Origin of the sequence: Mycobacteroides salmoniphilum, from assembly GCF_004924335.1 — a bacterium.
In the GTDB taxonomy this organism is placed as follows: domain Bacteria; phylum Actinomycetota; class Actinomycetes; order Mycobacteriales; family Mycobacteriaceae; genus Mycobacterium; species Mycobacterium salmoniphilum.
On record NZ_CP024633.1, the window covers coordinates 4,737,903 to 4,751,765 of the forward strand.

Annotated in this window: 13 protein-coding genes; 8 read left to right on the plus strand and 5 right to left on the minus strand. The window is 65.5% G+C overall.

Annotation, left to right across the window (positions count from 1 at the left end; translation table 11 throughout):
* Window positions 1-2 precede the first annotated feature (2 nt).
* On the minus strand, window positions 3-1,343 hold the full coding sequence (ggh, locus tag DSM43276_RS23285; RefSeq protein ID WP_078328715.1) for a glucosylglycerate hydrolase: 1,341 nt from the start codon (window positions 1,341-1,343) through the stop codon (window positions 3-5).
* A 120-nt stretch (window positions 1,344-1,463) separates the two neighbouring features.
* Between ggh and DSM43276_RS23290 the strand changes: the two genes are divergently transcribed.
* Window positions 1,464-2,129, plus strand: a complete 666-nt coding sequence (locus tag DSM43276_RS23290; protein ID WP_078328716.1) for an SDR family oxidoreductase — start codon at window positions 1,464-1,466, stop codon at window positions 2,127-2,129.
* Between the two features lies 1 nt (window position 2,130).
* Here DSM43276_RS23290 and DSM43276_RS23295 read toward each other — a convergent pair whose 3' ends face one another.
* Together DSM43276_RS23295 and leuS are read right to left on the minus strand one after the other, a co-directional pair.
* The gene (locus DSM43276_RS23295) at window positions 2,131-2,310 is read right to left on the minus strand and encodes a hypothetical protein (RefSeq protein WP_078328717.1); all 180 of its coding nucleotides are present in this window, start codon (window positions 2,308-2,310) and stop codon (window positions 2,131-2,133) included.
* A 68-nt stretch (window positions 2,311-2,378) separates the two neighbouring features.
* Window positions 2,379-5,246, minus strand: a complete 2,868-nt coding sequence (leuS, locus tag DSM43276_RS23300) for a leucine--tRNA ligase (protein ID WP_078328718.1) — start codon at window positions 5,244-5,246, stop codon at window positions 2,379-2,381.
* 256 nt (window positions 5,247-5,502) lie between these two features.
* On the opposite strand from leuS, the gene DSM43276_RS23305 reads away from it, so the two are divergent.
* From DSM43276_RS23305 to DSM43276_RS23320, 4 genes are all read left to right on the plus strand, one after another.
* Window positions 5,503-6,495 (plus strand): LpqN/LpqT family lipoprotein, encoded by a 993-nt coding sequence (locus DSM43276_RS23305; protein ID WP_078328719.1) that lies wholly within the window; start codon window positions 5,503-5,505, stop codon window positions 6,493-6,495.
* Window positions 6,496-6,525: 30 nt separating this feature from the next.
* Window positions 6,526-6,912 (plus strand): hypothetical protein, encoded by a 387-nt coding sequence (locus DSM43276_RS23310; RefSeq protein WP_078328720.1) that lies wholly within the window; start codon window positions 6,526-6,528, stop codon window positions 6,910-6,912.
* 125 nt (window positions 6,913-7,037) lie between these two features.
* Complete coding sequence (locus tag DSM43276_RS23315; protein WP_078328782.1) at window positions 7,038-8,414, plus strand: DUF445 domain-containing protein; 1,377 nt, start codon at window positions 7,038-7,040, stop codon at window positions 8,412-8,414.
* A gap of 36 nt (window positions 8,415-8,450) precedes the next feature.
* Window positions 8,451-9,284 carry a DUF4393 domain-containing protein gene (locus DSM43276_RS23320; protein ID WP_078325686.1) on the plus strand — a complete coding sequence of 278 codons (834 nt, stop codon included), beginning with the start codon at window positions 8,451-8,453 and terminating at the stop codon, window positions 9,282-9,284.
* Window positions 9,285-9,286: 2 nt separating this feature from the next.
* Here DSM43276_RS23320 and DSM43276_RS23325 read toward each other — a convergent pair whose 3' ends face one another.
* Window positions 9,287-9,913 (minus strand): YqgE/AlgH family protein, encoded by a 627-nt coding sequence (locus DSM43276_RS23325; protein ID WP_078328721.1) that lies wholly within the window; start codon window positions 9,911-9,913, stop codon window positions 9,287-9,289.
* 142 nt (window positions 9,914-10,055) lie between these two features.
* Here DSM43276_RS23325 and DSM43276_RS23330 point away from each other — a divergent pair, with 142 nt between their 5' ends.
* The 3 genes from DSM43276_RS23330 to DSM43276_RS23340 are packed head-to-tail and all read left to right on the plus strand — an operon-like array spanning window position 10,056 to window position 13,328.
* A complete protein-coding gene (locus tag DSM43276_RS23330; protein WP_078328722.1) occupies window positions 10,056-11,372 on the plus strand; it encodes an MFS transporter in 1,317 nt (438 codons plus the stop codon).
* A complete protein-coding gene (locus DSM43276_RS23335; RefSeq protein WP_078328723.1) occupies window positions 11,356-12,135 on the plus strand; it encodes a TIGR03084 family metal-binding protein in 780 nt (259 codons plus the stop codon). Before DSM43276_RS23330 ends, DSM43276_RS23335 begins: the two co-directional genes overlap by 17 nt.
* A 41-nt stretch (window positions 12,136-12,176) precedes the next feature.
* Window positions 12,177-13,328, plus strand: coding sequence for a phthiocerol/phthiodiolone dimycocerosyl transferase family protein (locus tag DSM43276_RS23340; protein WP_078328724.1), 1,152 nt, complete (start codon window positions 12,177-12,179; stop codon window positions 13,326-13,328).
* Here the strand turns inward: DSM43276_RS23340 and DSM43276_RS23345 are convergent.
* Window positions 13,296-13,844, minus strand: coding sequence for a pullulanase (locus DSM43276_RS23345; protein WP_078328725.1), 549 nt, complete (start codon window positions 13,842-13,844; stop codon window positions 13,296-13,298). The two genes, DSM43276_RS23340 and DSM43276_RS23345, sit on opposite strands and share 33 nt — an antisense overlap.
* Between the last annotated feature and the right edge of the window lie 19 nt (window positions 13,845-13,863).

Here is a 13,863-nt window from a genome sequence, read left to right on the forward strand (position 1 = left end):
ACTCAGCCCAGCCAGTCCAGAACCGCTGCGGCCGTCCAGGATTGCTGCATGCTGCCCAACGGCGCACCGGTAAACGGCTCGTAGTACTCCGCGAAGGACCCGTCACCCGCCTGACGTAACCCTTCCTGCCGTAGCAGGAAGGCACGTTCACTCCATCCACGCCGCTCGAACGCCCAACAGAACAGCCAGGTGAGTACCGGCCAGACCGGACCCCGCCAATACTCGCGCGGGCGAAAGTCCCGGGACACCGGCGACGTGGACGGCACCAGCGCGTATCGCAGGTCGGGGTGGCCGCAGAACCGCGGGCCTTCCAGCAGCCTCAGCAGTGCCAGCTCCTGTGGGCGTGGCAGACCACCGGAGAGCAGTGGCGCGAACATGGCAACAGTATCGGTCGCCACCCACTTACCCGTCTTGACATCGAAATCCCTTGCCGCGCCGCTACGTTCTTCGGTGGTATCGATAACCCCGCGCCGGAATCGCTCGGCCCAGCCGTGTAGTTCACGCACATCGGCGCGGGGCCGGGCGTGCTCCTCGCCGATCGTGGCCAGCACCTCGCAGGCCACCGCGAAGATCGCCGAGACGAACACGTCCTCCATGACAAAACTCATCACGTCCGGCAACCGGGCATCGTCATACCCGACCGATTTCATCTCTTCGAGCAGCCAGAGGTACACGTCGTACTCGGCGTCCTTGGGGCGCTGCGACGGATCCGTGACGATCGCCGTATCCTCCCGCACATACGGCGGCAGCTCTCCCGGAACCACATTGGCGTACGCACTGTCCCAGCGCGGCGAGTTGTCCATCCCCGATTCCCACCCGTGGTACAGGGTGATACGGCCGTGCTGGTTCTGATCTCGTGCCTCCGCGAGCCAACGATGCCACCGCATCAGGTCCGCCCAGCGCCGGTCCAGAAAGGCCTCGGCGATTCCCCGGGCACTACGGCCCCGGCGACGCGCGTGGTCCAAGATGCGTTGCACCGCTATCGCATGTACCGGCGGCTGGGTGATACCCGATGTCTGATAGTTCGACGGCGCATTCACAGCCAGTGTCGATGTCTGCCAGCGCGCCGGCCCGGGAAAGTACCCGTCGACTCCGTTGGCGAAGACGATATGCGGGATCATCCCGTTGGCCCATTGCGCCGAAAGCAGGGTGTCCAGTTCGGTGACCGCACGTTCGACGCTCAGCGGCGCCAGCCCCACCGCCACGAATGCCGCATCCCAGCTCCACATGTGCGGGTACAGCTTGGGCGCGGCACTGGTCATCGTCCCCCGGTCGTTTCCTCTGAGCAGGTATGCCGCACGTGCGGCCAGCTGCGTGGGAGTGAACATCGGGTGGGACGGCATCCGTCCATTGTGGGGCGTACCCGGCCATTCCCTCTCGTTGAAAGCGCACTTTCGTTGCGAAAGTGCAGGGACAAGCCGCCAAAAGTCGACATTCGGCGGAAGGAGGCTAGCCTGGCGCGCATGCCCCTGGCTCTCATCACCGGCGCAAGCGGCGGACTCGGCGCCGCGATCGCGCGCGCATTCGCCCCCACTCACGCACTCCTGCTCGGCGGCAGGCCCTCGGCACGGCTCGACAAGCTGACCACGGAGTTGGGCGCGACCGCGTGGCCGGTGGACCTGGGCGACGAGGACGCGGTGCTGGCGGCCGTAGCCAATATCGGCGAACTCGACGTCCTGGTGCACAACGCCGGCGTTTCCTATCCGGCGACGATCGCCGACTCGAATCTGGCCGACTGGCGAAAGACCCTTGAGGTCAACGTGTTAGCACCGGTAGCGCTCACCCAGGCGCTTCTACCCGCCTTGCGCGCGGCGCAGGGCGACGTGGTGTTCATCAACTCCGGCGCGGGGATCAACGCACACCCGGGCATCGGCTCGTACTCGGCGAGCAAGTTCGCGTTGCGCGGCTTCGCCGATGTGCTGCGGGCCGAGGAACCACTACTCAGGGTGACCTCGGTGCATCCCGGCCGCATCAGCACACCCATGCAACAGGAGCTCACCGAACACGAAGGGCGCGAATATGATCCGGCAGAGTACATGCGCCCAGAATCCGTGGCGCAGCTGGTCGCCGATGCCGTGAACCTTCCGCGCGACGCCCGCGTTCATCAGATCGTGGTGCGGCAGAACTGAATCAGTCGTCGTCGCGATGGCGTAGGGGCAGGCACCAGATATCGCTGTACGGCAACGCCTGGTTCAGGTAGGCCAGGAATTCACCCTTACCGCGATCACCCGTGCGGATAGTGGATGCGACCGCCTCGGCAACAGCCGCCAGATCCGGCATCACCCCGGCGTCGTTATTGCGCGCGTCCATCTGCCCATCCTGGCCCCCGTGATCTTGAAATGGAAGGCCCCCGGGCGGACCGATCTGAGCGAGCGCCCCTAGACGACCAGGTTCACCATGCGGCCGGGCACCACGATGACCTTCTTCGGGGTGGCACCCGCCAGGAACTCCAGCACCTTCTCCTCGGCGAGCGCCGCTGCTTCGATATCGCCCGCCGGCGCATCGGCGGCAACCGTGATGCGGCCACGTACCTTGCCGTTCACCTGGATCGGGTACTCGACCGTGTCGGCCACGAGCCACCGCTCATCGGATTCCGGGAACGGGCCGTGCGCCAAGGACTCATCGCGCCCCAGCCGGCTCCACAGCTCCTCGGCCAGATGCGGCGCCAGCGGCGCGAGCAGCAACACCAACGGTTCCACCGCCGCGCGCGGGGCACCCTCCGGGTACTCCTTGGTGAGGTGGTTGGTGTACTCGATCAACTTGGCCGCTGCGGTGTTATTACGCAGGGCTGCATAGTCTTCGGTGACTCCAGCGATCGTCTTGTGCAGCGCCCGCAGTGTCGCTTCGCTCGTCAGGTCATCGTCGGTGACTCGGATCTCGCCGGTCTCCTCATCGATTACCGTACGCCACACCCGCTGTAAAAACCGGTGTGCGCCAACGACATCCTTTGTCGCCCACGGACGCGACAGCTCAAGCGGGCCCATCGACATCTCGTACACGCGCAGTGTGTCGGCGCCGTAGTTGTCGCAGATGTCATCCGGCGAGATCGAGTTCTTGAGGCTCTTACCGATCTTGCCGAACTCTTGTTTCACCTCGGCACCCTGGTAAAGGAACTTTCCGCTCTCCTCAACCACCTCGGCGGCCGGGACGTACATGCCGCGCGCGTCCGTGTAGGCGTACGCCTGGATGTAGCCCTGGTTCAGCAGCCGCCGATACGGTTCGCGGGAGCTGACGTGTCCGAGGTCGTAGAGGACCTTATGCCAGAACCGCGAGTACAGCAGGTGCAGCACGGCGTGCTCCATGCCGCCGACGTACAGGTCGACGCCACCGGGATCATCCGGACCATGCTCGGCCGGGCGCGGACCCAACCAGTAGGCCTCGTTCTCCTTGTCGCAGAAGGCTTCCGCGTTGTCAGGGTCCGCGTAACGCAGCTCGTACCACGAGCTGCCCGCCCACTGCGGCATCACATTGGTATCGCGCGTGTACTGCTTGAGTCCATCGCCCAGGTCCAGCTCGACGCTCACCCAATCGGTGGCCTTCGACAGGGGCGGCGACGGCTCGCTCGAAGCGTCATCGGGATCGAAGGACACCGGCGCGTAGTCCTCTACCTCCGGCAGCTCGACGGGCAGCACATCCTCGCCCAGCGCATGCGGTCGCCCGTCCTCGCCATAGACGATGGGGAACGGCTCGCCCCAATAGCGCTGGCGCGCAAAGAGCCAGTCGCGCAGCTTGTATTCGATGCGCGATTCGCCACGCCCGTCGTTCACCAGCCGGCGGGTCACCTCGACCTTGGCCGCGACGACATCCAGCCCATTCAGGTAGTCAGAGTTCACCAGCGCGCCATCGCCCGTGTATGCGGCCTCCGTGACATCACCACCGGAAATCACTTCCCGCACAGGCAAACCGAAGGCATGCGCAAAATCCCAGTCGCGCTGGTCATGTCCCGGCACCGCCATGATGGCTCCGGTGCCATAGCCCACCAGCACATAGTCCGCGATGAAGACCGGCACCGGATCACCGCTCACCGGGTTAGTCGCATACGCACCGGTGAAGACGCCCGTCTTTTCTTTGTTCTCTTGACGTTCCAGATCGCTCTTGGCCGCGATGGAGCGCCGGTACTGGTCGATGGCCGCACGTGGCGAGTCCTGACCACCGGTCCACCTCGCGTCGGTCCCCTCCGGCCAGCTGTCGCCGACCAGCGCATCGACCAGCGGGTGCTCGGGGGCCAGCACCATGTAGGTGGCGCCGAAAAGTGTGTCGGGCCTGGTGGTGAATACCTCGATATCGCCTACGCCTGCGACGGCGAACAACACCGACGCACCCTGTGACCGGCCGATCCAGTTGCGCTGCATCGTCTTGACCTTGTCGGGCCAATCCAGGTACTCCAGGTCGTCGATCAGCCGGTCGGAGTATGCGGTGATCCGCATCATCCACTGCCGCAACCGCTTACGGAAGACGGGGAAGTTGCCGCGCTCGCTGCGGCCATCCGAGGTGACCTCTTCGTTGGCCAGCACGGTACCCAATCCCGGGCACCAGTTGACCACGGAATCCGATTGGTACACGAGGCGGTACGAGTCGACGAGATCGGCTCGCTGACCGTCGCTCAGTTCCCCCCACACCGTGCCATCGGCAGGGGTACGCGCGCCGGAATCGAATTCGGCCACCAGCTCGTCGATTCGACGGGCCCGCTGGGTATCGACGTCATACCAGGCGTTATAGATCTGCAGGAAGATCCACTGAGTCCACGTGTAGAAGTCGACGTCGGTGGTCGCGAAGCTGCGGCGTGAGTCATGGCCCAGTCCGAGCCGCCCCAGCTGACGCTTGTAGTTGACGATGTTGGCCTCGGTGCGCACCCGCGGGTGCGTGCCCGTCTGCACCGCGTACTGCTCGGCGGGGAGCCCGAACGCGTCGAACCCCAGTGCATGCAGCACGTTGGCGCCGCGCATCCGGTGGAAGCGGGCATAGACATCCGTCGCGATGTAGCCCAGCGGGTGTCCGACGTGCAGCCCGTCACCCGACGGGTAGGGGAACATGTCCTGGACAAACATCTTGTCCGTGGGAATCGGGGTGCCGTCGGTCGGCGCGAGCGTCCCCACCGGATTCGGTACATGGAACGTGCCGCGGTCGGCCCAATTCTGTTGCCAGTTGTGCTCGATCTGCCCGGCGAGCTGCGCGGAGTAGCGATGCTTGGGGAATTCGGCGGTTTCCTCAGTAGCTCTGCCGGCGTCCTGCTGGGCTTCAGTCACGCATCAAGGGTAAATGCGGCAGCTCAGCGAACAGAAATCGCCGGTTTGGCGACGAGAGTTAATCACTCTGGTCACAATCCGGCCACTTCCGGGGGTGTCCGGGGTGGTTTCTCAGCTGCGCTCATTAACTTCGGGACCGCCACAACCGAAAGCCTGCCTGTCGACATCGCGGTCGACACCTCCGCGCCCACGGTTGTCGTCCACAACGCGCAGACAACTCACACGACGCATTGGACAGAGCCGGAAGGACAGAGAAGTGAAGACCACACGGTATTCAGTCAGGTTCGCGGCGGCCACGGCCTCCGTCGCAGCACTGCTCGCCGGGACCACCGCCATCGCACTGGCGGACCCACAGCCCGTACCCCCGGCACCGGTGGCCACTCCGAACGCCGCCACGTCGGCTCCCGTCGCACCGGCGGCAGCCCCCAACGCTCCCGCCCCGAATGCGGCGGCCGCACCGGCGACGGCGCCCACGGCGTCAACGAATCCGCTGCAACCCTCCGCGCCGATCAGCGGGCTCGCACCTGCCAACGAGGGCACGCTGACGGAATTCTTCGCTTCCAAGAACGTCAAGCTGGAACCGCTGACCAAGAACAGTCACGGTGCACCGCGCATCAGCATTCCGATACCCAACAACTGGGCGAACGTGCCGGATCCCAATGTCCCCAACGCCTACCAGGTGATTGTCAGCAAGGCCAACGGCACCGGGCTGTACCAGTCCAACGCGCAGGTCACCATGAGCAAGCTTGTCGGCGAGTTCGACACCAACGAGGCCGTCTCTCACGGTCCCGTTGAGGTCAAGGCCCTGCAGGGCTGGCAGCCCACCGACGCCTCGCTGGTCACCTATCAAGGCGCCCCATCCTCGGTCGTGGAGGGCACGTTCCGCCAGGACGGTGAAACCCTCAACACCTCGCGCCGGGCCGCGATCATCACGCAAGGAAAGGACCGTTACCTGGTCCAGCTGGCCGTCACCACGACCGTCGGCAACGCCATCGCCGAAGCTCCCGCCACCGACCTGATCGTCAACGGGCTGCGCTTCGGAGATGCGGCGCCGGTCACCGCGCCGGTAGCCGATCCAAATGCGCTCGCCGATCCGGACGCCGTGCCCGGTGCACCCGTCACGCCTGCTCCGGGGGCACCCGCGCCCGCGGACCCCAACGCGCCGCCTTCGCCGGCACCGGGCATCCCCGGCCTGCCACCCCTGCCCACCCTGCCTCCGCTGATCCCACCGGCGCCGCCCGCGGCATAACCGGCCGCGCATCCCGCTTAAACTGAACGGGTGTTGATCGCCGCCATCGTGACCATTGCCCTCGCCGGGCTGCTGGCTGCGCTGTCGGCGGCGGCGTTCCTACGGGCACCGCACGGCAGCCCTCAGCGCATGCTCGCACCCGCCCAGGCCGCAGCCGCCGTCATCCTCGCCGCAGGCGCGCTCGCCGCGCTATTCGGCTCCACCGCAATCGGTTTGGTGGGACTGGTGGTATGTGGTGCCGCTGCCATCGTGACGATGGGTGCGGCCGCCTGGCAGGTCGCGCGATACACCACCGCCGCACAACAGATGTCGTCCTCGGGCGGCTGCGGCAGTTCCTGCGGCGGCTGCCCCAGTGCGGGCGCCCCCGCGAGTGACGGTCTTCGCGCAAGCGGCTCATCCGTGTGCGCGCGGCCCTGACATGTCCAATCTTTAGACACGTCGGCGTTACCTCATCTGAATGTGATCCGTATTCGCCCATGTCGGCCCATTTTTTGGTGTTATGTTCCCGGCACTCGTAGACAGGTGTGGTCAGAAAGGGAGCCGTGAAAGACACCAAGCAGATGGTGAAGTTCATCCTCGTTGGTGTTCTCACGCTTGCTTCCGGTATCGCCGCGTACATCTATCGCGACGACCAGCTGATGGTGGACCTGCTCACCGTGCCACTGTTCACCGGCATCATCGGATACATCACCAACTGGACCGGCGTGCTGATGCTGTTCGCACCCTTGCGTTTTTACGGCTGGCGCATCCCGGGACTACGCACCTTGTACGCCTTCCTGCCCCGACGCGTGCAGGTGATTCCCGCCATCACCTCCGACGGACGGTTCGGGTGGCAGGGCATTGTGCCGTCACGTGCGGAGAAGATGGCCAGCATCGCCGTCGACAAGAGCCTCGCCAAGCTCGGTAGCATCTCGGACTTCTACGAGCAGCTCGAACCGGATCTCATCGCGAATCACCTTGCACTGATTGCCAAAACAGAGATTCGCAGCGTTATCACGAAGATCATGGAGCGCGAGGACCCCCAGCTGTGGCACAACCTGCCGCCGGCATTGCGGGAGATGATGTTCAAGCGCATCGAGAATCAGCTGCCGCAGATCGTCAAGAACATGACCGATCAAATCGGCGAGAACATCGGCCAACTCGTCGACGCCAAGCTGATGATCATCCGATACCTCACCGCTCATCCCAAGCTGCTCAATGACATCTTCCGGACCATGGGACACAAAGAGCTGCAGTTCATGCAGAACTTCGGGTTCTACTTCGGCTATCCCATGGGCTTCGTACTCGTCGCGATCCTGCACTCGGTTCCGCACCACTGGTGGACTCCGTGGATCGTCCTGCCACTGGGCGGCATCGTGATCGGGTACATCGTCAACTACCTCGGCATCACCATGATTTTCGAACCCGTGCATCCCAACAAGTGGGTGCCGTGGCGCCAGGGTCTCTTCATCAAACGCAAGTCGGAGATCTCGGAGGAGTACGCGCGCACCATTTCCGAGAACGTCATCACCCTGGAGAACATCGGCAACGAGATGCTCAACGGGCCACGGTCGGACCGCACCCGGCAGATGCTGGCCGACGGCATCCGGCCGGCACTGGAGCAAGCGCTCGGGCCCGCGCGCCGCGCCATTCGAGTAGCCGTTGGTCGGCGCCAATACGACCAGATCACGGAGTCGGTCACCATCGAGGCAACCGGATTCGCGCCGCTGGCGTTTTCCGATCCGGAGTTCAACAAGCAACGCCAGGGCAAGATCGGTGCCTTCGTCTCGACCCAGATGCACAAGCTCTCACTCGACGATTTCAATGAGTTGCTGCGCTCGGCGGTCAAACAGGACGAGTGGTTGCTCTTCGTGCACGGCGCCGTCCTCGGTGCGGCCGGCGGGCTGGCCCACCTGCTCATCTTCCCGCCAGCAGGGTGACACGTGGCCCGAATCGACCTGACAAGATGATGCCCGATGACCAATAACACGCCCGTACCCGCGCACAACAATCAGCAGCTGCGGCCCGATCGCGTTGTCCAGGGCGTGGCCATGCTGGCCGCGAAAACCTGGTGGCGTGGCGTCAAGTGGTCGGCCGATATCGCCACCACCACCGGTACCAAGATCATCGACGACGTCCGGGCCGGGCGCTCGGCCTCTGATATCGCCCTGTCGGCCACCGAGCATGTCCTGGGCGCCGTGCGCGACGCCTTGCAGCTGCCCACCGACTCCACTGGGCTCACCATTACCAAGCCGCAAAGGCCCGCCCCGTCTCGGGTCACCATCGACATCACCGAATCGGGTACGCCCGACTGCGACGAATTGCGCCGGCGTGGTGCCGAATTGCTGCGGCGTTCGGCTGATGTCTCCGACGTGGAGGACACCCATCCCGCGTACGCCCGCATTCTCAATCAGCTGGCACCTGATGAGGCGCGCATCCTGCGGTTCCTCGCCGCGCACGGCGCACAGCCGGTGGTGGACGTGCGCACCAGCCGTCCGTTTGACGTCGGCTCGGAGATGATCGCCGAGGGGCTGTCGATGGTCGCGGAACGTTCGGGCTGCCGCTACACCGACCGCAACAATGCCTACACCAACAATCTGGTACGCCTCGGCCTGGTGCGCTCATCTCCGGAAGCGGTTGCGGCCGAGCGCTATCAGGTATTGGAGGTGCAACCGGACGTCGTCGCCGCGTGCCGCCGCGCGGGCCGTGCCCATAAGACCGTCCGCCGCAGCATCCACTTGACGCCCTTCGGTGAGGACTTCTGCCGGGCCGTGATCCCCTCGGATCCGTCAGTGGGCGACGATCTGTAGGTCTAGTTGCGGCTGACGTCGATGGGGTGCGTCGCCAACAATGACAACGGCAACGGCTGACGTCGCAGCACCTTGGCCCACAGGTCATGGCTCGCATCGGTCAACACATCGGACGGCAGCGCGGACAACACGATCCAATCGTCACGCTCGACCTCGCCCTCCAGCTGACCGATCGTCCAGCCCGAGTAGCCGGCGAAGACCCGGACGCCCTCCACCAGCGGGGCGATGTCGTCGGGCTCGGCATCCAGATCGACCATGGCCATACGGCCCGCCACGTGACGCAGACCCTTCACACCGTCGATGCTGACCCCGTCCCGCAGAGTCGCCAGACACAGCGCCGCATCACGTTTGACCGGCCCACCGATGAACATCGTCTTGGGCTTGCTGGCGAGCTTGGCCCACTTCGGCAGCACGTTGTACACCGCGGTCTCGCTCGGGCGGTTGACCACCACACCCAGAGTGCCGCCGTCGTTGTGCTCGACGATGAAGATCACGCTGCGCCGAAACGTCGGCTCGAACAGGTTAGTGTTGGCGACCAGCAGGGTGCCCGCCCGCAGGCGATGTGCGGGCGGCGCCATGTAGCCCTCGCCATATGCCTCGCCCTCTTCGGGCTCGTCGCCGTGCGCCACCTCAATATCATGACATCGTTTGCCGTTTCATGACTTGTGCCCGGCCAACCGCTACACATTTGTAGTGTGGGTGTTAAGCAGTCCGCCTCCTTCCTTCCCCCTCATTCCTGTAGCCCGATCTCGACATACGAAAGCGACACACATGAATGCGCGCCACTCGCCGCTGAGCTTGTGGCACGCCATCCACGATCTCCCCGACTTCGGGCGGCTCGTGTGGGTGCGGCTGCTGACCCAATTCAGCGATGGCCTCTTTCAGGCCGGACTGGCGGGTGCCCTGCTGTTCAACCCCGAGCGTGAGGCCGAGCCGTGGGCCATTGCCGGCGCGTTCGCGGTGCTGTTCCTGCCGTATTCGGCAATCGGTCCATTCGCGGGCGCGCTGCTGGACCGATGGGACCGGCGTGCGGTCCTGATCTGCGCCAACTTGCTCCGGGTACTGCTGGTGGCCATCGTCGGTATCGAACTGGCCTTCAGCGCCGACGACGTGGTGCTGCTGTTGGGCGCGCTGATCGTCAACGGGGTCACCCGGTTCGTGACATCGGGCCTTTCGGCTGCCCTCCCCCACGTGGTCCCTCGCGATCAGGTCGCGACCATGAACTCGGTGGCCACCGCTGTCGGCGCCACCGCCACCTTCGCTGGTGCCAACTTCATGCTGATGCTGCGGGCCGTCTTCGGTGCCGGGGACTTGGGTTCTGCCACAGTCATTTTCCTGGTGATCGTGCCGGCAACGGCGGCGGCGTGGGTGGCCTCGGGATTTCCCGGCGACCGGCTGGGCCCGGATGACAGCGTGCGCGCCGTGCACGGCTCAGCCCTCTACGCCGTGGCCACTGGCTGGCTGCATGGTGCGCGCACCATCGTCAGCACGCCCTCGGTGTTCGACGCGCTCATCGGCCTGGCCGCTCACCGCATGGTGTTCGGCATCAACACCTTGCTGGTCCTGGTCCTGGTGCGTAACAACACCTCGCTGTTCGCCGGGATCGGCGCCGCGGCATTGTTCCTGGCGTGCACCGGCATCGGTTCATTCCTGGGAACCGTCTCCACCCCCGCCCTGCTGCGGCGATTCGGCCGTGGACGCACCCTCGGGATGGCGCTCGGTGGTGCGGTTGTCCTGCAGCTGATTGCCTCCGGGCTGTACGTACCCATCGTGCTCGCTGCCGCGTTCGGCCTCGGGATGGCAGGGCAGGTGATCAAGTTGTGCGCCGACGTCGGCATGCAGACCGATGTCGACGACGCCCTGCGGGGACACGTCTTCGCCGTGCAGGACTCGCTGTTCTGGGTCACGTTCACCGGTGCCATGAGCGTGGCCGCCGCCTTCATCACGCATGCACACTGGCTGGCCTTCTCCGGCGCAGTGATCTACTTGATCGGTCTGATCGTGCACATGACCCGGACCCTGTGGCCCAGCCCGGCCGCACCGAACCAACCCGACCCGGAAGGACACGCCCGTGACCTCGACCGCTGACGCTGTCATCGATGACCTGCGTGACGAGAGCGATGGGCTCGACGCCCTGGTCACACCACTGTCCGCGGAGGGCTGGACACGGGACACTCCCGCGGCGGGCTGGACCGTCGCCCACCAGATCGCGCACCTGCACTGGACCGATGCGCAATCGCTGCTGGCAGTCACCGATCCGGAGGGCTTCGCCAACGAGCTGCCCAAGGCGCTGGCCGATCCCTTCGGATTCGTGGACAAGGCCGCCGAGGAGACCGCGCAGACCCCTCCGGCCGAGCTGCTCACCCGCTGGCGCGATACCCGCAATCAATTGCATGCCGCACTGCGCGCGGTGCCCGATGGTGTGAAGATCCCCTGGTACGGGCCGCCGATGAGCCCCGCCTCCATGGGCACTGCACGCCTGATGGAGACGTGGGCGCACGCCCTTGACGTCGCCGACGCGCTCGGAGTGGCACCCACGCCTACCGCTCGACTGAAATCCATTGCTCACCTTGGTGTTCGGACTCGGGACTACGCGTTCTCGGTGCATTCACTGCCGGCCCCGGCTGATCCGTTCCGTGTGGAGCTGACCGGACCCGACGGCGACACGTGGGCCTGGGGCCCCGAAGACGCCGCCCAGCGCGTCACCGGATCGGCCGTCGATTTCTGCTACTTGGTGACCCAGCGTCGGCCCCGCGCCGAGCTGGACCTGCGGGCCACCGGCGAAGACGCGCAGAAGTGGCTGTCCATCGCGCAGGCCTTCGCCGGCCCGCCCGGCGCCGGCCGCGGGTAGCAGCCGCGATAATCGGCCGCGCGCTCGATCCCTCAGAGGCGATGTTCGCGGGCAACCGCAGCACCGTCGCGTACTCGGCTTTCGGAATCGGCGCACTCGATATCGGTGCCCTGACAACCGCTTTCCACGCGCTGCTGGCGAGCTATCCGGTATTGAACACGCAGATCGTGCCTGCCGGGCACGGGTACGCGCTTCAATACGCCCTCCATCCGCCCGCACTGCAAGTGGGTACATGCACCGCTCTACCCCGAGCAGGATTCACCATCGTCGACCCCAACGCCGTCTGTGCCATCGACGTGGCGCAGCGCGGCAATGACTTTCGGCTGACCCTGCTCATTCACCACAGCATCGCCGACGCGGGTGCTGCCCTGAACTACCTGGAAGTTCTGTGCTCGCTCTACACCCACGTGGTCGAGACAGGATCAGCCGGGACCATCCGCTCCCACCCCCTCGCCATCTCGCTGGAGCGGTTCCTTGCCGAGCGCGGGTACGTCCTACCCGAGCCCTGTGCGCCCCCCGCGCCACGAGCCGAGACCACGGTCGACGCGACGATCGTGGTACGGCACGGGCGCACCCGGCTCGGGCGCGAGCAGACCACGCGGTTGTTCGACGCGGCCCGCGCGGCCGGCCTCACCGTGCACGGGATCGTGTGCGCCGCGATTCTGCTGGCCGCTCACGCGCTTTCACGGTCGCAGGGCCAGGTCGCGTTTGGCCTCACATCATCGGTGGACCTGCGCACGCGAACAGGCGCACCCATCGCCGCGGCGCAAGGGACGGTGATCCAAGGGGCCGACACCGCGATTCTGGCTGTCGCACCCGATGATGACCCCCTGCGCCTGGCTCGCGCCGTACTGGATTCTCTGGCGGGTGGCCTTGCGGATCACAGTGTGCACCAAGCATTTCTGCGCTATCCACAGCCGCAGCAGTCCATCGAAAATCCGCTCATGGTCACCAACTGGGGCCAGATACCTCCGCTGCGTCTGCCGGAGGGACTGCGGGTACACGACTTCCGCGCCACCGTACGGGGTTGGCGCATCGGGTTGCGGGCCACGACACTTCCGCCGAGCTTCTTCATCACCACCTGCGACGGACGGCTCAGCCTCGATCATCCGGTCTGGGTGATCGACGAGTCCGATCCCACCGTCGCGTGGACAGCGGCGCTAGGACGGGCCTTCGGCCGCATTCTGCGCTGACGGGCGCGGAGGTCCCAGCGGCCGGGCCGCGTCAGCGACGCCGTCGCCGTCTCCGTCGATGAGCTCGACATCCCAGCGACCGTCGCCCGTGGTGTCGGCGTAGACGGACGTGCCAGATTCGCCCGTCCGGAAAGCTCTTTCAGCGTCACCGTCGCCATCGACATCGAGCAGCTGCTCGGGTATCCCATCCCCGTCGATATCGGCTGCACCACCGGGGTGTTCGACCCCGTCAAGACCGAACCAGCTGATCGATCCGCTTCGTTCCACGTGAAACGCCCACGTGCCCAAGCCATCATCGGTGAAGTACGCCTCCGGCCTGCCGTCGTTGTCCACGTCGAGAACACTGTGGTCGGCCGAGCCGTCACCGTCGGCGTCCCACATCACGTCGTCGAACAACCCATCACCATCGAAATCCAGTCGCACCGCGTCGAGAATCCCGTCACCGTCGAGGTCGACATTGGGTGGCGCTTCCCACGCGGTGACGACCCCGTCTCCCTCACCAAGGCAGTAGTCCATATCCGATACGAGCCCCCGA

Excerpts from the sequence above, each read along its gene's own strand:
- DSM43276_RS23320 (WP_078325686.1), top strand. The coding sequence starts at position 8,451 with ATGACCAATAACACGCCCGTACCCGCGCACAACAATCAGCAGCTGCGG.
- DSM43276_RS23295 (WP_078328717.1), bottom strand. The coding sequence starts at position 2,310 with ATGGACGCGCGCAATAACGACGCCGGGGTGATGCCGGATCTGGCGGCT.
- DSM43276_RS23345 (WP_078328725.1), bottom strand. The coding sequence starts at position 13,844 with ATGGACTACTGCCTTGGTGAGGGAGACGGGGTCGTCACCGCGTGGGAA.
- DSM43276_RS23330 (WP_078328722.1), top strand. The coding sequence starts at position 10,056 with ATGAATGCGCGCCACTCGCCGCTGAGCTTGTGGCACGCCATCCACGAT.
- DSM43276_RS23290 (WP_078328716.1), top strand. The coding sequence starts at position 1,464 with ATGCCCCTGGCTCTCATCACCGGCGCAAGCGGCGGACTCGGCGCCGCG.
- DSM43276_RS23340 (WP_078328724.1), top strand. The coding sequence starts at position 12,177 with ATGTTCGCGGGCAACCGCAGCACCGTCGCGTACTCGGCTTTCGGAATC.
- ggh (WP_078328715.1), bottom strand. The coding sequence starts at position 1,343 with ATGCCGTCCCACCCGATGTTCACTCCCACGCAGCTGGCCGCACGTGCG.